The sequence below is a fragment of the Streptomyces sp. NPDC026659 genome (assembly GCF_040638245.1).
Classification (GTDB): Bacteria; Actinomycetota; Actinomycetes; order Streptomycetales; family Streptomycetaceae; genus Streptomyces.
In genome coordinates, this window is sequence record NZ_JBEZXY010000012.1 from 152,847 (window position 1) to 174,455 (window position 21,609).

Here is a 21,609-nt window from a genome sequence, read left to right on the forward strand (position 1 = left end):
CGAGCTAGCGACTGGCTACGGCGTCGAGTTCCCGGGCCAGCCTGCGGACGGCGGCGGCCGGGGTCTGCCGGCCGGTCAGCGCGTCGTGCACGACCGCCTGGACGACGAGGCTCACCTGGTCGTAGCGCGGGCTCTTGGGGCGCGGGGCGGCCGTGAGTACGGCGGTGCGCAGGGTCGGCAGATAGGGGAAGCGCCGGATCAGGTCCGGGTCCCGGTAGAGCGCGGCGCGCACGGGTGGCAGCGCACCCCGGGTGAGGACCTGGCGCTGGACGGCCTCGCTGGTGAGGTAGGCGATCAGCCGAGCCGCCGAATCGGGGTGCCGCGCATGGCTGTTGACGGCCAGGTTGGAGCCGCCGAGCACGCTGGTGCCGGGGCCGTGCGGGCCGGGCAGGGTCACGGCGCCGATCTTCCCGGCCACCTTGGAGCCCTTGGCGGAGGCGACGGCGTAGGCGTAGGGCCAGTTGCGCAGGAAGAGCAGCTTGCCGTCCTGGAACGCCTGCTTGGACTCCTCCTCCTTGTAGGTGAGGGCCGCCTTCGGTATCCAGCCCTCGCGCACGCCCCGGGCCAGGAAGCCGATGCCCTCGCGGGCGGCGTCGGAGTTCACGGTGACGCGGGTTCCCTCGTCGCCGAGGATGGAGCCGCCCGCCGAATAGACGGCCTCGGCCGCGTTGACGGTCAGGCCCTCGTAGGGCAGGAACTGGCCCGCGTAGCCGCCGAGATGGTACTTCGGGGCGATGGTCCGGGCGTCGTGCTCCAGCTCGGCCCAGGTGCGCGGGGGCGGTACGCCCTCCTTGTCGAGCACGTCCTTGCGGTAGAGCAGCAGCCCGGCGTTGGTGACGTACGGGACCGCGTAGAGCCGTCCCTCGTAGGTGGCCGTGTCCACGACCGGGGGCAGGAAGGTCTTCAGCGGGAAGCGGCTCGGGGGCAGCGGGCGTATCCAGCCCGCCGCGGCGAACTCGGAGGTCCAGTTGACGTCGATGTTGAGGACGTCGAAGCGGCCCCGGTCGCCGCCGCGCAGGTCGGTGGTCATCTGCGCGTGGGTCTCGTCGGCGGAGTCCGGGAGTTCGACGAGGGTGACGCGCTCGGCGGGATGGGCGCGGTTCCAGCCTGCGAGCAGTGGGCCGAGATAGCCGGTGAGGTCGCCCGCGGTGGCCAGGGTGAGCGGTCCGCGCCCGCCTCCGCCGTCGGCCCGGGCCCCGGAGGACACGCATCCGGCCAGCACCACGGCGAGAACGAGGAGCCCCCTACCGGCGGCGTGCGTCCACCGCATAGGTTCCTCCCCGTGCACCCCACGCGCCCCGGGCATCATCGCCCGGGACCGAGCCATGTATACCCGTTAGGTATGCGCGATACTAGGGCCTGGCGTCAAACTCACGTCGTCCGCCCGAAGGGCGGGCGGCGCGGTGCCAGGTGCGTGCTCTCGGCGTGCCGGGCGTGGGCCCTCGTACTGGACGTACGTGGGTCCGCGCCCGGTGCGGCGAGTGGGGGCGCCCCCTGCTCGAAGAGCTTGGGGGAGCGTGCATGGCGCCGGGCCGCAGACGGGAGTTTGACGGCAGGCCCTTGGGCCTGGAGCACATTCGGCGGACAGGAGGACAGCACGAGTGCGCCTGCCCCTCCTGGCACTCCTCGCGCGCGGCCCCGCCCACGGCTACGAGCTGAAACAGGACCTTGAGCAACTGCTGGGCTCCGCGTACCCTCAGCCGAACGTCGGGCAGATCTATGTGACCCTCGGGCGCCTGGAGAAGTCGGGGCTGATCGCGGGCGAGGACGTCGAGCAGTCCGGCCGTCCCAACAAGAAGGTCTACCACCTCACCGACGCCGGGCGTGAGGCGCTGCACGTCTGGTTCGAGGAGACCGAGGGCGAACCCCGGGTGCGGGACGAGTTCTTCATGAAGCTCGCGCTGGCCCCGAGGACCGGCCTCGCCGACCAGATCGACCTCATCAACAAGCAGCGGCGCCGCTATCTGAACACCATGCGGGATCTGTCACGCCTCGCGGCGGCGGAGGACCGGGACAACCGCGTCGCCCAGTTGCTCATCGAGGGCGCGATGCTGCATCTCCAGGCGGACCTCGACTGGCTGGAGCGCTGCCAGGAGGAACTGGAGGGGCCTCAGTGAGCGAGAAGCCGGGCGAGAAGCCGCCGTCTCCCGTACCGCCGCCGCCCGTGCTGCGGGCCGAGGGCCTGGAGAAGACCCACCACGGCGAGGGCGCCCCGGTGCGGGCCGTGCGCGGGGTCGATCTGACCGTGGCACGCGGCGAGTTCGTGGCCGTCACCGGGCCGTCCGGCGCGGGCAAGTCCACGCTGCTGCATCTGCTCGGCGGCCTCCAGCGGCCCGACGCGGGCAGCATCCGGCTCGACGGACGCCCGACGGACTCCTTCAGCGAGGCCCGCTGGGCGGTGGAGCGCCGCAAGTCCATCGGCATCGTCTTCCAGTTCTTCAACCTGGTCTCCAACCTGTCCGTCGCGGACAACGTGGAGCTGCCCGCCCTCCTCGCGGGCGTCCCCCCGAAGCGCGCCCGCGCCGAACGCGAGGCACTCCTCGCCGAGCTGGGCCTCACCGGCAAGGAGCGCGCCATGCCCCGCGAGCTGTCCGGCGGCGAACAACAACGGGTCGCGCTGGCCCGTGCGCTGGTCAACCACCCCCCGCTGCTGCTGGCCGACGAGCCCGCAGGCAGCCTCGACAGCAAGGGCACCCGCGAGGTGATGCGGCTGCTGACCCGCTTCCACGCGCGCGGCCAGAGCATCGTCCTGGTCACGCACGACGCCCGCCTCGCGAGCGCGGCGGACCGCGTGATCAGCTTCTTCGACGGCCGTATCGCCGACGACGCGACGCTCGACGGCACCCCGTCCCCGAGGTCCGGCACCTCGGGCGTCCTTGAGCTGAGGGACTGACCGCCGTGCGCCACCATGCTCTTGGTACGAGGAGCTGAGCCCGTGCGTGCCACCCTGCGCTGGGCCCACTCCGATCTGCGCGCGCACCGCGGCGAGGCGCTGTTCCTGACCCTCGCCACCGCCGGGATCGTCGCCTCCCTGCTCCTTGCCGCCGCCCTGTTCGGCTACGCCACCAACCCCTGGCAGCGCGTCTTCACCCAGGCCCACGGCGCCCACGTCTGGCTGCACACCGCGCCCTCCGCCGACGCCACGCGGCTCGCCGGTCTGGACGGGGTGCGCGCGGTCGCCGGGCCGTACGACACCGAGGCCGCCACCGTCTCCTGCCGGGGCACCCGGGCCGCCGTGGAACTGCGCGCCACCGCGCAACTGCCCTCCGTGGGACGCCCGTTGCTCACCGCCGGGCACTGGCTCGACCCCGCCCGGCCGGACGGCGTGGTCCTGGAGAGCGGCCTGGCCCGCGCCCTGCTGGCGGAACCCGGCGACACCCTCACGCTGCCCGGCACCGCCCGCACCCTCACCGTGGAGGGCATCGCCGACAGCGCGGAGCCCCGCTACAGCGCGGGCGAACAGCCGGGCCTGGTCTGGGCCCTGCCCTCCGCCGTACGCGCCCCCGGCTACCAGGTCACCGGGCTGCGCCTGGCCGACCCGGCCGACACCGACTACGCCGTCCAGCGCGCGGTGACCCGGCTGGGCGCGGGCGCGGTCGGGGAGGTCTCCACCTGGCAGCAGGCGCGGGCACAGGCACAGGGCGACAACCGGCTCCTCGGCCAGGTGCTCGGGGCGTTCGGGCTCGGCGCGCTGGCCGCCGCCGGGTTCGCGGTGCACGGGGCGATCGGCACCCGCATCCGGGGCCATCTGCGGGACATCTCCGTGCTCAAGGCGATCGGCTTCACGCCCTCCCAGGTCGTCCGGGTCTTCCTGCTCCAGCATCTGGCGTACGCCCTGCTCGGCGCGGTCGCCTCGGCCGCGCTCATCGAGAGCCTGGGCACCCGGGTGCCGGGTCGGCTCGGTGACGCGGTGGGCGTGTGGCAGGGGCTGCCCGGGCACACCCTGGCACTGTCCGCCGTCCCCGTCGGCACGGTGCTGCTCATCGGCCTGACGACGGGACTCGCCGCCTGGCGCGCGGGGCGGGTGCCGCCGGTACCGGTGCCCCGTCCGGCGGGACCGTCGGGTGCGGGGCTGACCGGGGTGGCCCGGCGGGCGCTCGGGCTGCGGCTGCCCGCCGCGCTGGTCCTCGGCTGCCACCGGGCCTTCGCCGGGCGCGGCCGCTCGTCCGCCGCGCTGGCCCGGCTGACGCTTCCGCTGTTGCTCATGGTGGTCGCGCTGAGCGCCTGGACCACCATCGACCGCTTCCACACCGATCCGTCCCACGTGGGCCTGCCCGCCGCGCTCACCGTCCGCGCCGACGACGGCCTGAGCGACCAGCGGACCCGGCAGCTACTGGCGGCCGACGACCGGATCGCCGAGGCGTACCCGGGCGTGGAACTGGCCGCGCTGGTACCCGGCCAGACCGGCACCATCGCCCTGCGCGGCCTCGGCACCCGCGAACGGCCGTATCCCTACGCCCTCGTCGAGGGGCGGCGCGCACAGGGGCCCGACGAGGCGGTGGCGGGCCAGGGGCTGCTCGACCTGCTGCACGTGCGGGTGGGCGACTGGGTGCGGATGACGGTCGGCGACCAGCCGCAGATCCTGCACATCGTGGGCCGCGCCCTCGAACCGCAGAACGGCGGCCGGACCGTGACCACCTCGCTGGACACCCTCCGCGAGAACGGCCCCGCGCTCGCCCCCGCCTTCTACCAGCTGCGGCTGCGCCCCGGGGCCGATCCCGCGCGGGTCGCCGCCGCGCTGTCCTCGGCGGGCGGCGGCCATCTCGACGTGCACACCGTCACCAACCCGGCCGACGGCCTGACCCCGCTGCGCGCGGTGGTCGCGGGCCTGATCGCCGTGCTCGCCCTGGTCGGCCTGGTCGAACTGCTCACCGCCATCGGCGGCACCGTCCGCGAGGGCGAACGGGACGTGCTCGCCCTGCGCGCCATCGGCATGTCCCCGCGCCAGATCACCGCGATCACCGTCACCTCGATCAGCTGTACGGCCCTGGCGGCGGCCCTCGCCGCGACGGCCCTCGGCCTGCCGCTGGCCCGGCGGCTGATCGACGCCCAGGGCGACTCCAGCGGCATCGGCGCCGGAATCGCCCGCTCGCCCTCCCCCGGACTGCTGCTCCTGGTCGGCGGCGGCGCCGTGCTCGGGGCGGCCGCCCTCGCCGCACTGCCCGCCGCCCGGTCGGCACGCGGCCGGCCGGCGGACACGATGAGCGCGGTGGGCTGACGAGGGCCGCTCCGGTGGCAGGTCAGCTCCGGTCGCGCAGCTCGCGGTACTCGGCCACGAGTGCCTTGGTCGACGGGTCGAGCCCCGGCACCTCGGCACCTTCGGTCAGGGCGGGCTCGATCCGCTTGGCGAGGACCTTGCCCAGCTCCACGCCCCACTGGTCGAAGGAGTCGATGTTCCAGACCGCGCCCTGCACGAACACCTTCTGCTCGTAGAGGGCGATGAGCTGGCCGAGCACGGAGGGGGTCAGCTCGGGGGCCAGGATGGTGGTCGTCGGCCGGTCGCCCTGGAAGGTCTTGGCCGCGACGAGTTCCTCCGGCACCCCTTCCGCCCGCACTTCCTCCGCCGTCTTGCCGAAGGCGAGGGCCTGGGTCTGGGCGAAGAAGTTGGCCATCAGCAGGTCGTGCTGGCCCTTGAGCGCGTCGCTCAACTCCTCGGCGGGGCGCGCGAATCCGATGAAGTCCGCCGGGATCAGCTTCGTCCCCTGGTGGATCAACTGGTAGTACGCGTGCTGCCCGTTCGTACCCGGAGTACCCCAGACGACCGGGCCGGTCTGCCACTCCACCGGAGCACCGTCACGCTGCACCGACTTGCCGTTGGACTCCATGTCCAACTGCTGCAAGTACGCCGTGAACTTCGACAGGTAGTGGCTGTACGGCAGCACCGCCAGCGACTGCGCGTCGAAGAAGTTGTTGTACCAGATCCCCAACAACCCCATCAGCAAAGGCGCGTTCGCCTCCGCCGGAGCCGTGCGGAAGTGCTCGTCCACGATCCGGAAACCGTCCAGCAGCTCCCGGAACCGGTCCGGGCCGATCGCGATCATCAGCGACAGACCGATCGCCGAGTCGAACGAGTACCGCCCGCCGACCCAGTCCCAGAACTCGAACATGTTGTCCACGTCGATCCCGAAACCGGAGACCTTCTCGGCGTTCGTGGACAGCGCCACGAAGTGCCGCGCCACCGCCTTCTCGTCGCCCAGCGACTCCAGGAGCCACTGGCGCGCGGAGGTCGCGTTGGTGATCGTCTCGATCGTGGTGAACGTCTTCGACGCCACGATGAACAGCGTCTCCGCCGGATCCAGATCACGGATCGCCTCGTGCAGGTCCGCGCCGTCCACGTTGGACACGAACCGCACGGTCAGATCGCGGTCGGTGAAGGCGCGCAGCGCCTCGTACGCCATGGCGGGACCGAGGTCGGAGCCGCCGATGCCGATGTTCACGACGTTCTTGATCCGCTTGCCCGTGTGACCGGTCCACTCACCGGAACGGACACGGTCGGCGAAGGAGGCCATCTTGTCGAGGACGGCGTGCACGCCGGGGACGACGTTCTCGCCGTCGACCTCGATCACCGCATCGCGCGGAGCCCGCAGCGCGGTGTGCAGGACCGCGCGGTCCTCGGTCACGTTGATCCGGTCACCGCGGAACATCGCGTCCCGCAGCCCGAACACGTCCGTGGCCGTGGCCAGTTCCTGGAGCAGGGCGAGCGTCTCGTCCGTCACCAGGTTCTTGCTGTAGTCGATGTAGAGGTCACCGACCTGGACGGTGTATCCGGTGCCGCGTCCGGGATCGGCGGCGAACAGCTCCCGCAGGTCGGTGCCGCCGATGTCCTCGCGGTGCCGGGCGAGGGCGTTCCACTCGGGCAACTGGTTGAGCCTGGTACGGCCGTCTGCGTTCATCTCCGACTTCAGCCTTCCTTCCTGGGCCTGTCCTGCCGCGTGCCTTGCCCGGCGGCGGAACCAACCTAGTTGATCAGCGGGCGGGAGGAACGGTGGCCGTGTCCACCCGCGTCGTGACCACTGGTACGTCCGCGCGCCGCGCCGGTATCAGCGAGACGACGGCCAGGGCGAAGAGGGCGCCCGCGAGCAGGGCCGGGGCCTGGAGGCCGAGGAACCGGGCGGCGCCCCCGGCGAGCAGCGCGCCCAGCGGCGCCCCGGCGACGGAGGCGGTACGGAACGCGGCGGAGACCCGGCCGGTCATGGACGCGGGGGCCCGCTGCTGCATCAGCGTCGTCTGGTTCACGTTCCACACCATGCCCATGGCGCCGAGCACGGCCATGGCGACGAGGAGCGCGGACAGGTGGCGTACCGAGCCCATGAGGAGGAGCGCGGCGGTCTGCACGGTGCCGCCGAGGAGCAGGGCCCGCACGCGTCCGGTGCGGCGGGCGATCCGCTGGGCCAGGAAGCCTCCGGCGATGCTTCCGGCGGCGTACACCGACATGGCGGCCGCGTAGCCGGAGTTGCTCGCGTGCAGCCAGCGGGTGACGTGCAGGACGAGGGTGGCGATGAGGCCGCCCATGCCGATGTTGCACAGCAGGGTCGCCACGCAGCAGGCGCGCAGCGCGGGGTCGCGCCACAGGGTGCGCAGGCCCTCGGCGGTCTCGGCTCGCAGGGTGCTGCCCTGCGGCCGGGGCTCGCGGTCCGGGGGCGCGGTGCGCAGGGAGGCCACGAGTGCGGCGGCGGCCAGGAAGGTGCCCGCGTCGGCCGCGAAGGGCATCGAGGCCCCGGCCGCGAACAGCAGGGGCACGAACGGCCCGGTGAGCAGCCCGCCGGCGAGTTGCTGACCGGTCATCAGCCGGGCGTTGGCGGTGCCCAGCTCGTCCGGCCGGACCAGCGAGGGCAGCAGGGCCGTGGCGGCGTTGTCGAAGAGCGTCTGAAGGGCGGTCAGACAGAAGGCCAGGGCGATCAGCAGCGGGAGCGAGGCGTGTCCCAGGCCGACGGCGAGGGCGAACGCGGCGACCAGCAGGGCGCGTACGAGATCGACCGACCACATGGCCCGGCGCTGGTCGACCCGGTCGGCGACCGCCCCGCCCAGCAGCCCGAACAGCAGCCAGGGCACATAGCCGCAGGCGCTGACGGCGGCGACCGCGAGCGGATCGTCCGTCAGCCGCACGGCGAGCAGGGGCAGGGCGACCGTGCGCAGCGCGTCACCGACGCGGGAGACGATCGCGGCCGTCCACAGCCGCCCGAACCCCCCGCGCCACGCGGGCGCCCGCTCCTCCGCCGCCACGGCCCCGGCCATCCATCCCCCTCGGCACACGCTTCACCGACGCACGTTCCATCAATGCGTGAACCGTAGCGGGCACCACTGACAACGGGTCCTGACCGCCGGGTGGTACGGCTCCGGCCGGGCACCCTCAGGGCTCCCGGCCGGTGTGAACTACTAGATCTCGCCCCGCAGTTTGGCGAGCGCCTCGGCGAGGATCGCCTCGCCGTCCGCGTCGCTGCGGCGCTCCCGGACATAGGCCAGGTGCGTCTTGTAGGGCTCGGTGCGCGGCGGGTCCGGCGGGTTGTCCCGGTCCTGACCGGCCGGGAAGCCGCAGCGCGGGCAGTCCCAGGTGTCGGGGACCTGCGCGTCGCTGGCGAAGCTCGGCTGGGTCTCGTGCCCGTTGGAGCACCAGAAGGAGATGCGCAGCCGCGGAGCGGACTCCCCGCGCTCTGCCTCGCCCATCGGCCCCGCCCCGACCCGGCTTCCTCGGATCGCGTTGCCACTTGCCACGGTCGTAACTCCCTGCGTGATGGTGCCGCGAAGCCGGTCGGCCTTTCGCTTCGCCGCGAGCGCCTCAGTCTACGTAAGGCCCAACGCGCGTCCAGTGATGGGAGGTACGGTCCCCGCCCAGACGCAAGCCCCATGATAGGCCGCGCCGTGAAGCGCGTACCGAACATGGGGCTTTACGTACGGGATGTATCGAGTTGTGCGGTGCGGACGTGCGCGTCAGGCGTTCGACTTCATCATGATGCCGAGGACGATGATGCACGCGAACCACAGCAGACCGATCACGATGGTGATGCGGTCGAGGTTGCGCTCGGCGACCGAGGAGCCGCCGACGGAGGACTGCATGCCACCGCCGAACATGTCGGAGAGACCGCCGCCCTTGCCCTTGTGCATCAGCACCAGCAGCATCAGCAGCAGGCTGAAGACGATCAGGGCGATCGAGAACCCCAAAACCACGGCTGGACCAACTTCCTCGGATTCGGATGGACGACGGGGCACGGCACCCTGGCCATGCCCCTCGCAAGGGTACGACGTATCGCCGCTACCGCCTACTCACGGCCTTGATCAGGATCAATGATCGCGGCCGGTCACTGGTCGCGGAAGCGCACGATCCTGACGAACTCGTCCGTGTCCAGCGAGGCACCGCCGACCAGGGCGCCGTCGATGTCCGGCTTGGCCATGATCTCGGCCACGTTGGCCGCCTTCACGGAGCCGCCGTACTGGATGCGGATCTTGTCGGCCACGTCCTGGGAGTACAGCTCCGCCAGCTTGCCGCGGACGGCCGAGCAGACCTCCTGGGCGTCGTCGGAGCCGCAGACCTTGCCGGTGCCGATGGCCCACACGGGCTCGTAGGCGATCACGACGGTCTCGGCCTGGTCGGCCGGGACGTCCTTCAGGCCGCCCTCGACCTGGCGGAGGGTGTGGGCGACGTGGTCGCCGGCCTCGCGGACGTCCAGCTCCTCGCCGACGCACAGGATCGGGGTGAGGCCGTGCTTGAAGGCGGCCTTGACCTTGGCGTTGACGATCTCGTCGGTCTCGTGGTGGTACTGGCGGCGCTCGGAGTGGCCGATGACCACGTAGGAGCACTTGAGCTTGGCCAGCATCGGGCCGGAGATCTCGCCGGTGTAGGCACCGGAGTCGTGCTCCGAGATGTCCTGGGCGCCGTACTTGATCTTGAGCTTGTCGCCGTCGACCAGCGTCTGCACGGAGCGCAGGTCGGTGAAGGGCGGCAGGACGGCGACCTCGACCGCGTCGTAGTCCTTGTCGGCCAGGGCGAAGGCGAGCTTCTGGACGTGGGCGATGGCCTCGAGGTGGTTGAGGTTCATCTTCCAGTTGCCCGCCATGATCGGCGTGCGAGTGGTCATGCGGGGTCAGTCCTCCAGTGCGGCGAGGCCGGGGAGCGTCTTGCCCTCGAGGTACTCGAGGGAGGCGCCGCCGCCGGTCGAGATGTGGCCGAATGCGTTCTCGTCGAAACCGAGGGTACGCACCGCGGCGGCGGAGTCACCGCCGCCGACGACGGTGAAGCCGTCGGAGTCGACGAGGGCCTGGGCGACCGCCTTGGTGCCCTCGGCGTAGTCGGGGTGCTCGAAGACGCCCATGGGGCCGTTCCAGAAGACGGTCTTGGCGTCGGCGAGCTTCGAGGCGTACAGCTCCCGGGTCTTCGGGCCGATGTCCAGGCCCTCCTCGTCGGCGGGGATCTTGTCCGCGTCGACGACGGTGTGCCGGGAGGGGGCCTTGGTCTTCAGGTCCGGGAACTCCGGGGAGACCAGGACGTCGACGGGCAGGAGCAGTTCCACGCCGTTCTTCTCGGCGCGCTCCATGTACTCCTTGACGGCCGGGATCTGGTCCTCCTGGAGGAGGGAGATGCCGACCTCGTGGCCCTGGGCCTTGAGGAAGGTGTAGGCCATGCCGCCGCCGATGAGCAGCCGGTCGGCCTTGTCGAGGAGCTGGTCGATGACGGCGAGCTTGTCGGAGACCTTGGCGCCGCCGAGGACGACGACGTAGGGGCGCTCGACGTCGTCGGTGAGCTTCTTCAGGACACCGACCTCCTGGGCGATCAGGTAACCGGCGTAGTGCGGCAGCCGGGCCGGGAGGTCGTACACGGAGGCGTGCTTGCGGTGCACCGCGCCGAAGCCGTCGCCCACGTACACGTCCGCGAGGGCGGCCAGCCGGTCCGCGAACTCACCGCGCTCGGTGTCGTCCTTGGACGTCTCGCCGGGGTTGAAGCGCAGGTTCTCGATGACCGCGACCTGGCCGGGCTCCAGGCCGTCGACGGCGGCGTGGGCGGCGGGGCCGACGGTGTCCTGGGCGAAGGCGACCGGGGCGCCGAGCAGTTCACCGAGGCGCTCGGCGGCGGGCAGCAGCGAGAAGGCCGGGTCCGGGGCGCCCTTGGGGCGGCCCAGGTGGGAGGCGACGACCACCTTGGCGCCCGCGTCCGCGAGGGCCTTGACGGTGGGCAGGACGGCACGGATGCGGCCGTCGTCGGTGATGGTCCCGTCGGCCAGCGGCACGTTGAGGTCGGCGCGGACGAAGACCCGCTTGCCGCTCACGCCGTCGGCGAGAAGTTCGTCGATCGTCTTCATTGAGTGGACTCCTGAGGAGGGCTCGTGATGCCCCCGATCGTAAGAGGGCGTGGTCCGTGCGTGAGACAGGGCCCGGTCAGCGCGGCCGTGCGCTGCCCGGGCCCTGCTCTCACTTCAAGGTCCTGCGGGGGTCGTTCAGAGCTGCTCGCCGACGAAGACCGTCAGGTCCACGAGGCGGTTGGAGTAGCCCCACTCGTTGTCGTACCAGCCGAGGATCTTCACCGTGTTGCCGTCCTGGACCATGGTCAGGGACGAGTCGAAGGTGCAGGAGGCCGGGTCGCCGACGATGTCGGAGGAGACGATCTCGTCCTCGGTGTAGGACAGGAAGCCCTTGAGGGAGCCGTCCTCGGAGGCCTTCTTGAACGCGGCGTTGACCTCGTCCTTGGTGACCTCGCGCTGCAGCTCCACGACCAGGTCGGTGGCCGAGCCGGTCGGGACCGGGACGCGCATCGCGATGCCGTCGAGCTTGCCCTTGAGCTGCGGCAGGACCAGCGCGGTGGCCTTGGCGGCACCGGTGGTGGTCGGGATGATGTTCTCGGCGGCGGCCCGCGCGCGGCGCAGGTCGCTGTGCGGGAAGTCAAGGATGCGCTGGTCGTTGGTGTACGCGTGCACCGTCGTCATCAGGCCGCTGACGATGCCGAAGTTCTCGTCCAGGACCTTCGCCATCGGCGCCACACAGTTGGTGGTGCAGGAGGCGTTGGAGATGACGTGGTCCGTCTCCGGGTTGTACTTGTCCTGGTTGACGCCCATGACGATGGTGATGTCCTCGTTCTTGGCCGGAGCCGAGATGAGGACCTTCTTGGCGCCACCGGCGAGGTGCTTGGCGGCGTCCTCGCGCTTGGTGAAGATGCCGGTCGACTCGATGACGATGTCGACGCCCAGCTCGCCCCACGGGATGTCGGCGGGGTTGCGCTCGGAGAGCACCTTGATGGTGTGGCCGTCGACCGTGATGGTGTCGGCGGTGTGCGTGACCTCGGCCTTGAGGCGGCCCAGGATCGTGTCGTACTTCAGCAGGTGCGCCGTGGTCGCGGTGTCACCCAGGTCGTTGACAGCCACAATCTCGATGTCCGCACCCTGCTCCAGCAGTGCACGGAAGTAGTTACGCCCGATGCGGCCGAAGCCGTTGATGCCTACGCGGATCGTCACGAACCGATCTCCTCGTTGGTACGCCGGCTATGCGGTGCCGGCGAGCTGTATTTGGGATGTCCCCGACCACCCCCGACCCTACCTCTCCGCAGCCCCCGGGGTGACATCGAGATGGCGCATACACGGGCAGGCCTTCCTTACCCGTCAGTAGGGTACGGACCAGCCCGGAACGGCGGTCGTTTCACTCCCTTTTGTCAGAGACTGACTGTCGTTCCGGGCGGGTATTTCACTCGTTCGTGAGGGTGTCGGCTCACCTGATGTCGGGTGCTCCCGCGCACCGTTGAGAAGGGGTCTCGCTCACCTGTGAGGGGCGGCCTCCGTCATCTGCCGAGCGCGGCCAGCGCCTTGCGCGTCAGAGCGGTCCGGTCGGCCGCCGAGGACATCTGGTCCAGGCCGAATCCGAGGAGCACCGTGTCGCGGGTGGTGACTGCTCCGTAGGTGCGGAAGAGGGCGCCGGTGCGCGTCCAGTCCTTCAGCACACCGGGGCTGCCGGGCGGGGGTCCGGCCACGCGCCAGGGGCCGAGGGAGGTCTCGAATCCCTCGGTGTCCCGCGCGGTGCCGCCGACGACGAGCGAGGCGTCGTCCACGAGGACGCCGTGGCCGCCGGTGCCGGGGTCGGTGACATAGGAGACGGACACCTCGATGTTCCGGCCCGCGTACGCGCTCAGGTCGAACTGCGCGTGCTGCCAGCCCGCGGAGGCGCCGGTGAGGCTGTGCCAGGTGCCGGTGGTGCCGGTAGCGGTGCAGACGCCGCCGGAGAGCGTCAGATAGTGGCGCAGCCAGGGGTGCTCGCCGATCAGGAACCCGGCCCCGCACTCCTCGGGCACGGCCGTGCCGGTCGCACCGCCCGCCTCGGGCAGGGTCGTCCAGTCGTCGGCGCCCACGGTGTGGACCTCGACGATCGCGTGGTCGTAGCCGGGCTCGGTGTCCCACAGCAGCCGGGTGCTCAGCGCGGGTTTGTCGGCGGCGCCGACACCGGTGAGGTCGACGGTGCGGGTGAGGCGCTTGTAGGCGTCGTCGGTGTGGACGGCGGCCGCCATGAAGGAGCCGGAGTACGGGCCGTACGGGGTGGGGGCCCCGGCGAAGGCGCCCGCGCCCGCGCTCCCGAACTGCGGGTAGTTGGCGGGGGCCAGCTCGTCGGAGGTGACCCCGTAGGCACCGGCCGCGTCGAGCGGGTCGCCGGGCGCGTCGCCGAGGGCGGCGGAGATGCCGGAGAGGGCGCCGGAGCCGGTGAGCGCGGTGACGCCCTTGACGGAGGTGCGGCTGTACGCGCCCAGCCAGTACTGGCTGAAGTCGTCCGACCGGTTGCCGCCGCCGAGGTCGACGCTGCCCCCGGCCTTCTCCCCGGCCTCGATCAGCCGCCCGCCCTCGTTGAGGTAGGCGCGCAGCTGGAGCTGGGTGGCGTTGCCGGGGCCGCCGGGGCCCGTGTAGTGGACGACCGTGCGGAAGTGGCCGAGCACGCCGAGCGCGTCCGGGGCGCCCCGGGTCGCGGTGTCCCAGAAGAGGGCGTGGTGTCCGGCCGCCCGCAGCGCGTCCGTGTAGGCCGTGGCCCGCGCGGCTTTCGCACCCTCCTCCGCGACGACGAGGGTGTCGGCGGCGGGGCGCTTCTCGACGGTGTACGTGAAGTGGGCACTGGCGGTCCTCGCGCCGTTCCTCCCCTTGCCGCTGAACCACACCTCGACCCGGTCACCGGGCCTGCCGCCGGGCACCTCGGCGCGGTACTCGTCGAAGTAGAGGTGGTCGGCGCCGCCGTACCGCTCGCCGCCCTTCCAGGCGCGCAGGCTCCGCTGCTGCGTACGGCCGCCGTTGACGCGGTACTCGAGCCGCTTGTCGCGGACCGCCTTGCGGGCGGTGACGGAGACCTCCTGGGCCGTGCCGCGCGCGTACGAGACGGCGAAGGGGGCCGGGGTGAAGTCGGCCGCGCCCAGGCCGACCGCCGAGACGGGGTGGTCGGGGTGGGCGGCGGTCTCGGCGACGGACAGCGCGAAGGGGATGTTCTTCTCGAACTCCCGCTGGATCAGCCGCTCGTCGTCGGGGAAGCTGAAGACCGAGCGGCAGTCGTCCGGGTTCCAGGCGTCGTCCGGGTCGGACTCCGAGGCCGTCTGGCAGGTGGACATCTCGGGGGTGAACATCGCCAGGCCGTTGACGTTCGCGGCGTGCCCGTCGGCCTCGCCGTTGGTGGTGTACAGCTCCGAGGAGATCTGCGGGCGGTAGCCGGGGATCGCCGAGTGGTCCGGGGTGCCGGCGAGCGCCTTGTAGAGGACGTCGTCCGGGCTGGGCGTGGCGACCTGCCAGCCGATGCCGTAGAGGAGGAGTTCGGCGGCGGAGTGGTAGTTGACGGCGTACCGGAAGCCGATCCGCTTCTCGAAGGCGTCCAGTGCCCTGGTCTCGGGCTCGGAGGCGGGGGCGGGGCCCCGGTAGGTCTCGGAGGCGGGGCTGGGGGACGAACCCTCGTCGTCGTAGCCCCACTTGTAGGAGAAGTTGCGGTTGAGGTCGACGCCGTCGCCCGCGCCGATCACGCCGTCGCCGTTCAGGTCGCGCAGGTTCTTGCGCCACAGGCGGGTGTCGTCGCCCTGGAAGGTGTAGTCGTAGCCGTCGGGGTTGGCGGAGAGGACGAACCACAGCTCGGTCGTGTCGACGATCCTTCTGATCCGTTTGTCCGAGCGGTAGTTGTCCAGGTAATGGTGCATCAGCCGCCGGGTCATCTCCGGGGTGATCCACTCGCGTGCGTGCTGGTTGGACACGTAGAGCACCGCCGGCTTGGTGCCGTCCTTGGAGCGCTTCGCGTCCTTGGTCAGCTTGAGCGCGAGGATGTCCTTGCCCTGGACGGTACGGCCGATGGACTCGACCTTGGCGAGGTCCGGGTGCTCCCGCGCGGTGCGCAGCAGCTCCTCCTGGAGGCCGCCGCTGCCGCTGTAGGGGCGGAAGACGCCCTGCGCGGCGGCCGCCACCCGCTTGTCCGCGGCCTTGGGCAGCTCGTGCTCGGTGAGGCGCACGCCCCGCGCGCGCAGCTGCCCGGCCTGGCGGTCGGTGAGGTACACCTCGACGGTGCTGCGGCCCGCTCCGGCCGTCTGGGCGTCGAGTTCGCGGCCGTCCTGGCCCGCCTCGACGAGCAGGGGCAGCTGGGCCCGGGTCACCTCGGCGCGGAAGACCTTGACCTCGGCGGCGCGGTCCGCCTTCGCGGGGCTCGCGGGGTGGGCCTGGGCCGGTACGGGCCCGAGGGCCGCCGTGCCCGCCAGCAGGGCTCCGGCGGCGAGGATCGATCTCACTGGGTGTCTCATGAACCCCCCTCGTGGTGGTCCGCCACAGCGCGGACCAGGTTGCCAGGCTCATGTCACACCAGGGGGGCGTCAAGGGCGCCTCACGGACACGCGAAAGCCGGTGCCGACCACCCGAACGGGCGCCGGCACCGGCTCTCACACCGTGGATCGGCCGATCTCACACCGTGGATCTGCCGAGTGGATCAGCCGACGAGGTTGTCCGCCAGCTCCTCCGAGAGGTTGGCCTCCGTGCCCGGGATGCCCAGGTCGGAGGCGCGCTTGTCGGCCATCGCGAGGAGGCGGCGGATACGGCCCGCGACCGCGTCCTTGGTCAGCGGCGGGTCCGCGAGCGCGCCCAGCTCCTCCAGGGACGCCTGCTTGTGCTCCATGCGCAGCCGTCCGGCGGCGGCGAGGTGCTCGGGCACCTCGTCGGCGAGGATCTCCAGCGCGCGCTGCACCCGGGCCCCGGCGGCCACTGCGGCGCGGGCCGAGCGGCGCAGGTTGGCGTCGTCGAAGTTGGCGAGCCGGTTGGCGGTGGCCCGCACCTCGCGGCGCATCCGGCGCTCCTCCCAGGCCAGCACCGACTCGTGGGCGCCGAGCCGGGTGAGCAGGGCGCCGATCGCGTCGCCGTCGCGGACGACGACCCGGTCCACCCCGCGCACCTCGCGGGCCTTGGCGGCGATGGACAGTCTGCGGGCGGCGCCGACCAGAGCGAGCGCCGCCTCGGGGCCGGGGCAGGTCACCTCCAGCGAGGAGGACCGGCCGGGCTCGGTGAGCGAGCCGTGCGCGAGGAACGCGCCGCGCCAGGCCGCCTCGGCGTCACAGGTGGCCCCGGAGACGACCTGCGGCGGCAGGCCGCGGATCGGGCGGCCCCGGCCGTCCACCAGGCCCGTCTGCCGGGCCAGCTGGTCGCCACCGGCGACCACGCGCACCACGTACCGCGAGCCCCGGCGCAGACCGCCGGGCGCCATCACGATCAGTTCGGAGCTGTGGCCGAAGATCTCCAGAATGTCCCGCTTGAGGCGGCGGGCCGCCATCGCGGTGTCCAGCTCCGCCTCGATCACGATGCGCCCGCTCACCAGGTGGAGGCCGCCGGCGAACCGCAGAAGGGCGGAGACCTCCGCCTTCCTGCAGCAGGTCCGGGTGACGGGGAGCCGGGAGATCTCGTCCTTCACCGCTGCCGTCATCGCCATGGGCCGATCCTTCCATGCATCCGAAAAATACGGTCGTACGCGGCGGCCAACAGCTCCGGATCGTGCCGGGGAGTTCCGTCGGTCCGGGCCACCGGCGCCAGCTCGACCGCGGCTCCCAGCCGCTTGGCGGCCTCGGTGAGCGAATCGCGGTCGGGCACGGCCGCCTCGTCGGCCAGCACCACGTCCAGGGCGAGTTTAGGGGCGTGTCGCCCCAAAACCTCCAAATGACGCTGCGGGGAGAAGCCCTCGGTTTCGCCCGGCTGCGGCGCCAGGTTCAGCGGGAGCACCTTGCGCGCCTTGGTGTCGGTGAGGGCGTCGAGCAGCTCGGGGACCAGCAGATGCGGGATGACGGACGAGAACCAGGACCCGGGGCCGAGCACCACCCAGTCCGCGTCCAGCACGGCCTCGACGGCCTCGGGCACGGCGGGCGGGTCCGACGGCACGACGTGCACCGACTGCACCTCGCCCGGGGTGAGGGCGACGGTGGCCTGGCCGCGCACCGTGTCCACGTCCTCGGGGCGCTCCGGGTCGTGCCCCTTGACCAGGGCCTGCAGCTCCAGCGGCACGGCCGACATGGGCAGCACGCGCCCGTGCGCGCCGAGCAGCTTGCCGACCAGGTCCAGGGCCTGTACGTGGTCGCCCAGCTGCTCCCACAGCGCGACGATCAGCAGATTGCCCACCGCGTGGTCGTGCAGATCGCCCTTGGAGTGGAAGCGGTGCTGGATGACCCGGGCCCAGGTCTGGCCCCAGTCGTCGTCGCCGCACAGGGCGGCCAGCGCCTTGCGCAGGTCGCCGGGGGGCAGCACCCCCAGTTCGTCGCGCAGACGGCCGCTGGAGCCGCCGTCGTCGGCCACCGTGACCACGGCGGTGAGGTCGCCGGTGATCCGGCGCAGCGCGGCGAGCGAAGCGGACAGGCCCATGCCGCCGCCGAGGGCGACCACCTTGGGCTGCGCCCCCCGCCTGCGCGGCCGGCCGCCACGCGCTTCGGCGCGGCCCGCGCGGGCCTCCGCCATGGCGCGCCCGGCGCGCCCCTCCGGCACCACCCGGCGCAGGCCGGCGAGCCGCCGTGTACGTCCTGTCATTCCCGTCCCATGTCCCGGTGTACGACCACCGTCTCCACGCCCTCTGCCGCCAGACGCGCGGCGAGCTTCTCCGACATCGCGACCGAGCGGTGCTTGCCGCCGGTACAGCCGATGGCGATGGTCACATACCGCTTGCCCTCGCGCCGATACCCGGCCGCGATCAGGCGCAGCAGCTCGGCGTAGCGGTCGAGGAACTCCTTGGCGCCGGGCTGGTTGAAGACGTAGGAGGCGACCTCCTCGTTGACCCCCGTGAAGGGGCGCAGCTCCGGCACCCAGTGCGGGTTGGGCAGGAAGCGCATGTCGGCGACGAGGTCGGCGTCGACCGGCAGCCCGTACTTGAAGCCGAAGGACATCACCGTGGCCCGCAGCTCCGGCTCCTCCTCACCGGCGAACTGGGCGTCCATCTTGGCGCGCAGTTCGTGCACGTTGAGGCTGGAGGTGTCTATCACCAGGTCGGCGTCGCCGCGCAGCTCGCGCAGCAGCTCGCGCTCGGCGGCGATGCCGTCGACGATCCGGCCGTCGCCCTGGAGGGGGTGTGGGCGGCGGACCGACTCGAAGCGGCGCACCAGGGCGTCGTCGGAGGACTCCAGGAAGACGATCCGCCGGGTGACGCCCCGGCCGTCGAGGTCGGCGAGGGACTCGCGGAGGTTGTCGAAGAAGCGGCGGCCGCGCACGTCGACGACGACCGCGATCCGGGCCACGTTGCCCTGGGAGCGGGCGCCCAGCTCCACCATGGTCGGGATCAGCGCGGGCGGGAGGTTGTCCACGACGAACCAGCCGAGGTCCTCCAGGCACTTGGCCGCGGTGGACCGGCCCGCTCCGGACATCCCGGAGATGATCACCAGCTCCGGGATGGCCGCTTCCTGGGCCCCGTTCGCCGTACCGTCCGTACTCACCTGTGCTCCGTTCTCCTCGGCCGCTTCCCGCGGCCGTGCCTCGCCCGCCTTCCCCTGCGCGCGTTCGCTCCGCGTGGGTCCCGTGTCGTGCTCGGTCATCTCTCCTGCCCCCGTCGGTCGTCCGGGAGACCCGCGCTCACGGGCTCTCCGGGGGAACCCGCCGTCGTGCCGGGTTCCTCGTCATCGATGATCTCTCCGGTCGCCGTGTTCACGGCGGGCCCGGCCGGGACGGCGCGCGCGAGTGCCGCGGCGATGGTCTCGGCCGTCTTCCGGCCTATGCCGGGTACTTCCTGGATCTGCTCGATCGTGGCGGCGCGCAGCCGCTTGACCGAGCCGAAGTGCTTGAGGAGGGCCTGCTTGCGGGTGTCGCCGAGGCCGGGTACGTCGTCCAGCGGACCGGAGCGCAGGCGCTTGGACCGCTTGGTGCGCTGGTAGGTGATGGCGAAGCGGTGGGCCTCGTCGCGCACGCGCTGGAGCAGATAGAGGCCCTCGCTGCTGCGGGGCAGCACCACCGGGTCGTCCTCACCGGGAACCCAGACCTCCTCCAGGCGCTTGGCGAGGCCGCACACGGCGATGTCGTCGATCCCCAGCTCGTCCAGCGCCCGCCGGGCCGCCGCGACCTGCGGCTGACCGCCGTCGACCACGACGAGCTGGGGCGGATAGGCGAACTTCCGGGGACGGCCGTCCTCGTCCTTGAGCGGGTCGGCGAAGAGGTCGCCGTCCTGACCGGGGCCGGGGAGGGGGGCGGCGGCCCGGGCGGGAGCGGGGAGCGGGGCGCCGTCGACACCGGTGGGGAGGGCGCGGGGGGCGCCGCCGGTGGGGGGCGTGCCATCGGTGAGGGGCGCGCCGTCGGTGTGCGGAGCGCCCTCGGTGTGCGGGGCGCCCTCGGCCGGAGCCGGGCTGCCGGTGAGGGGCGTGACGTCGGTGCGGATGTCGTCGGCGCCGGACGGGCCGTTGCCGGCAGGCGCGCCGTCCGTGTGCGGGACCCCGCCGTCCGCCGGGGCGTCCTCCCCCGCCGTCCACTCCCCGGACCGCTCCTTCTCGGCGAGGTAGCGCCGGAAGCGGCGGGTGATCACCTCGTGCATGGAGCGGACGTCGTCCTGGCCCGCGAAGCCCTTGATCTGGAAGCGGCGGTACTCGTTCTTGCGCTGGAGGCCGTCCTCGAAGACGACCATGGAGGCGACCACGTCGTCGCCCTGGAGGTGGGAGATGTCGTAGCACTCGATGCGCAGCGGGGCGCTGTCCAGGCCGAGGGCGTCGGCGATCTCCTCCAGGGCGCGCGAGCGCGTGGTCAGGTCGGAGGCGCGCTTGGTCTTGTGCAGGACGAGGGCCTGCTGGGCGTTGCGCTCCACGGTCTCCATGAGCGCCTTCTTGTCGCCGCGCTGCGGGATGCGCAGCGACACGTTCGACCCGCGCCTGCCGGTCAGCCACTCCTGGACCGGCTCCACCGGGTCGGGCAGCGCCGGGACCAGCACCTCCTTGGGCACCGAGTCCCCGCTCTCCTCGCCGTAGAGCTGCTGGAGGGCGTGCTCGACGAGGGCGCCGGTGGTGATCTCCTCGACCTTGTCGGTGACCCAGCCGCGCTGTCCGCGCACCCGGCCGCCGCGCACGTGGAAGATCTGGACGGCGGCCTCCAGCTCGTCCTCGGCGACGGCGATCAGGTCGGCGTCGGTCGCGTCGGCGAGCACGACCGCGTTCTTCTCCATGGCCTTCTTCAGGGCGACGATGTCGTCGCGCAGGCGGGCCGCCCGCTCGTACTCCATCTCGTCGGCCGCCTCGGCCATCTGCTTCTCCAGGCGGCGCAGATAGGTGCCGGTGCGGCCCGCCATGAAGTCGCAGAATTCCTCGGCCAGCTCCCTGTGGTCCTCCGGGGAGATCCGGTCGACGCACGGCGCGGAGCACTTGCCGATGTACCCGAGCAGGCAGGGGCGGCCGGTGCGGGCGGCGTTCTTGAAGACCCCGGCGGAGCAGGTGCGCACCGGGAAGACGCGCAGCAGCAGGTCGACGGTGTCGCGGATGGCCCACGCGTGGGCGTACGGCCCGAAGTACCGCACGCCCTTCTTCTTGTGACCGCGCATCACCTGGACGCGCGGGAACTCCTCGTTCATGGTCACCGCGAGGTACGGGTAGCTCTTGTCGTCGCGGTACTTGACGTTGAACCGGGGGTCGTACTCCTTGATCCAGGAGTACTCCAGCTGAAGCGCCTCGACCTCCGTGGACACCACGGTCCACTCCACGGACGCGGCGGTGGTGACCATCGACCGGGTGCGGGGGTGCAGGTTCGCCAGATCCTGGAAGTAGTTGGCCAGGCGCTGGCGCAGGCTTTTGGCCTTTCCGACGTAGATCACCCGGCGGTGCTCGTCGCGGAATCGGTACACCCCCGGGGAGTCCGGGATGTCTCCCGGCCTGGGGCGGTAGCTGGAGGGGTCGGCCATGTCTCACACCCTACTGGCGAGGACCGACACCGCGTCGGGCCTGTGGACAACGCCGGCACCCGTACGGCGCACCGGCCCGGCCGGCGGGTGGGCACGGGGTGACGGCGGAGTGACGGGAGCGTTGCGGGAGGGCGCTCCCGGGGGCCGTCGCAGGCCCCGCGCGGGGCGTCGTACGGGGGTGGCGTGTGGGCCACCGCACTGTCCGAGGTGTTGTCGGGTCCAAGTCAACACGCTTCAATGCGGGGGAACTCGGGGCGGCGCCCGCACGGCGCACGCGCACAGCGTGCCCGCGTGCGCACGCGCCCC

16 protein-coding genes are annotated in these 21,609 nt (G+C 72.1%); 3 read left to right on the forward strand and 13 right to left on the reverse strand.

Annotated features, from left to right (window positions below):
• Positions 1 to 4: 4 nt before the first annotated feature.
• A complete protein-coding gene (locus AB0E91_RS27460; RefSeq protein ID WP_361787317.1) occupies positions 5 to 1,270 on the reverse strand; it encodes an ABC transporter substrate-binding protein in 1,266 nt (421 codons plus the stop codon).
• Positions 1,271 to 1,601: 331 nt separating this feature from the next.
• Here AB0E91_RS27460 and AB0E91_RS27465 point away from each other — a divergent pair, with 331 nt between their 5' ends.
• From AB0E91_RS27465 to AB0E91_RS27475, 3 genes are read left to right on the forward strand one after another with little or no spacing between them, the layout of a single operon-like run.
• On the forward strand, positions 1,602 to 2,117 hold the full coding sequence (locus AB0E91_RS27465) for a PadR family transcriptional regulator (RefSeq protein ID WP_161178249.1): 516 nt from the start codon (positions 1,602 to 1,604) through the stop codon (positions 2,115 to 2,117).
• Positions 2,114 to 2,893, forward strand: coding sequence for an ABC transporter ATP-binding protein (locus AB0E91_RS27470; protein ID WP_361787321.1), 780 nt, complete (start codon positions 2,114 to 2,116; stop codon positions 2,891 to 2,893). Before AB0E91_RS27465 ends, AB0E91_RS27470 begins: the two co-directional genes overlap by 4 nt.
• Before the next feature lie 42 nt (positions 2,894 to 2,935).
• A complete protein-coding gene (locus AB0E91_RS27475) occupies positions 2,936 to 5,218 on the forward strand; it encodes an FtsX-like permease family protein (RefSeq protein WP_361787324.1) in 2,283 nt (760 codons plus the stop codon).
• A 22-nt stretch (positions 5,219 to 5,240) separates the two neighbouring features.
• On the opposite strand, the gene pgi is transcribed toward AB0E91_RS27475, so the two are convergent.
• The 12 genes from pgi to uvrC form a co-directional block, all read right to left on the reverse strand.
• Positions 5,241 to 6,893: a glucose-6-phosphate isomerase gene (gene pgi / locus AB0E91_RS27480; protein WP_361787327.1), complete on the reverse strand. Its 1,653-nt coding sequence runs from the start codon at positions 6,891 to 6,893 to the stop codon at positions 5,241 to 5,243.
• Positions 6,894 to 6,966: 73 nt separating this feature from the next.
• Positions 6,967 to 8,235 (reverse strand): MFS transporter, encoded by a 1,269-nt coding sequence (locus tag AB0E91_RS27485; RefSeq protein WP_361787330.1) that lies wholly within the window; start codon positions 8,233 to 8,235, stop codon positions 6,967 to 6,969.
• 141 nt (positions 8,236 to 8,376) lie between these two features.
• Positions 8,377 to 8,712, reverse strand: a complete 336-nt coding sequence (locus AB0E91_RS27490; protein ID WP_003957010.1) for an RNA polymerase-binding protein RbpA — start codon at positions 8,710 to 8,712, stop codon at positions 8,377 to 8,379.
• A gap of 216 nt (positions 8,713 to 8,928) precedes the next feature.
• Positions 8,929 to 9,165, reverse strand: coding sequence for a preprotein translocase subunit SecG (gene secG / locus AB0E91_RS27495; RefSeq protein ID WP_078495896.1), 237 nt, complete (start codon positions 9,163 to 9,165; stop codon positions 8,929 to 8,931).
• 131 nt (positions 9,166 to 9,296) lie between these two features.
• Positions 9,297 to 10,073, reverse strand: coding sequence for a triose-phosphate isomerase (tpiA, locus tag AB0E91_RS27500; protein ID WP_361787333.1), 777 nt, complete (start codon positions 10,071 to 10,073; stop codon positions 9,297 to 9,299).
• A gap of 6 nt (positions 10,074 to 10,079) precedes the next feature.
• On the reverse strand, positions 10,080 to 11,291 hold the full coding sequence (locus AB0E91_RS27505; RefSeq protein WP_361787336.1) for a phosphoglycerate kinase: 1,212 nt from the start codon (positions 11,289 to 11,291) through the stop codon (positions 10,080 to 10,082).
• A gap of 135 nt (positions 11,292 to 11,426) precedes the next feature.
• Positions 11,427 to 12,437, reverse strand: coding sequence for a type I glyceraldehyde-3-phosphate dehydrogenase (gene gap / locus AB0E91_RS27510; RefSeq protein WP_361787339.1), 1,011 nt, complete (start codon positions 12,435 to 12,437; stop codon positions 11,427 to 11,429).
• A 320-nt stretch (positions 12,438 to 12,757) separates the two neighbouring features.
• Positions 12,758 to 15,718 carry a M14 family zinc carboxypeptidase gene (locus tag AB0E91_RS27515; protein WP_361787342.1) on the reverse strand — a complete coding sequence of 987 codons (2,961 nt, stop codon included), beginning with the start codon at positions 15,716 to 15,718 and terminating at the stop codon, positions 12,758 to 12,760.
• Between the two features lie 182 nt (positions 15,719 to 15,900).
• Entirely contained in the window at positions 15,901 to 16,890 is a 990-nt protein-coding gene (whiA, locus tag AB0E91_RS27520; RefSeq protein WP_018545744.1) for a DNA-binding protein WhiA, read from the reverse strand.
• Positions 16,881 to 17,972 carry a uridine diphosphate-N-acetylglucosamine-binding protein YvcK gene (yvcK, locus tag AB0E91_RS27525; protein ID WP_199587432.1) on the reverse strand — a complete coding sequence of 364 codons (1,092 nt, stop codon included), beginning with the start codon at positions 17,970 to 17,972 and terminating at the stop codon, positions 16,881 to 16,883. The genes whiA and yvcK overlap by 10 nt, the downstream gene beginning before the upstream one ends.
• On the reverse strand, positions 17,969 to 18,967 hold the full coding sequence (rapZ, locus tag AB0E91_RS27530) for an RNase adapter RapZ (RefSeq protein WP_361787346.1): 999 nt from the start codon (positions 18,965 to 18,967) through the stop codon (positions 17,969 to 17,971). The genes yvcK and rapZ overlap by 4 nt, the downstream gene beginning before the upstream one ends.
• Positions 18,964 to 21,303: an excinuclease ABC subunit UvrC gene (uvrC, locus tag AB0E91_RS27535; protein ID WP_361787349.1), complete on the reverse strand. Its 2,340-nt coding sequence runs from the start codon at positions 21,301 to 21,303 to the stop codon at positions 18,964 to 18,966. Before uvrC ends, rapZ begins: the two co-directional genes overlap by 4 nt.
• Between the last annotated feature and the right edge of the window lie 306 nt (positions 21,304 to 21,609).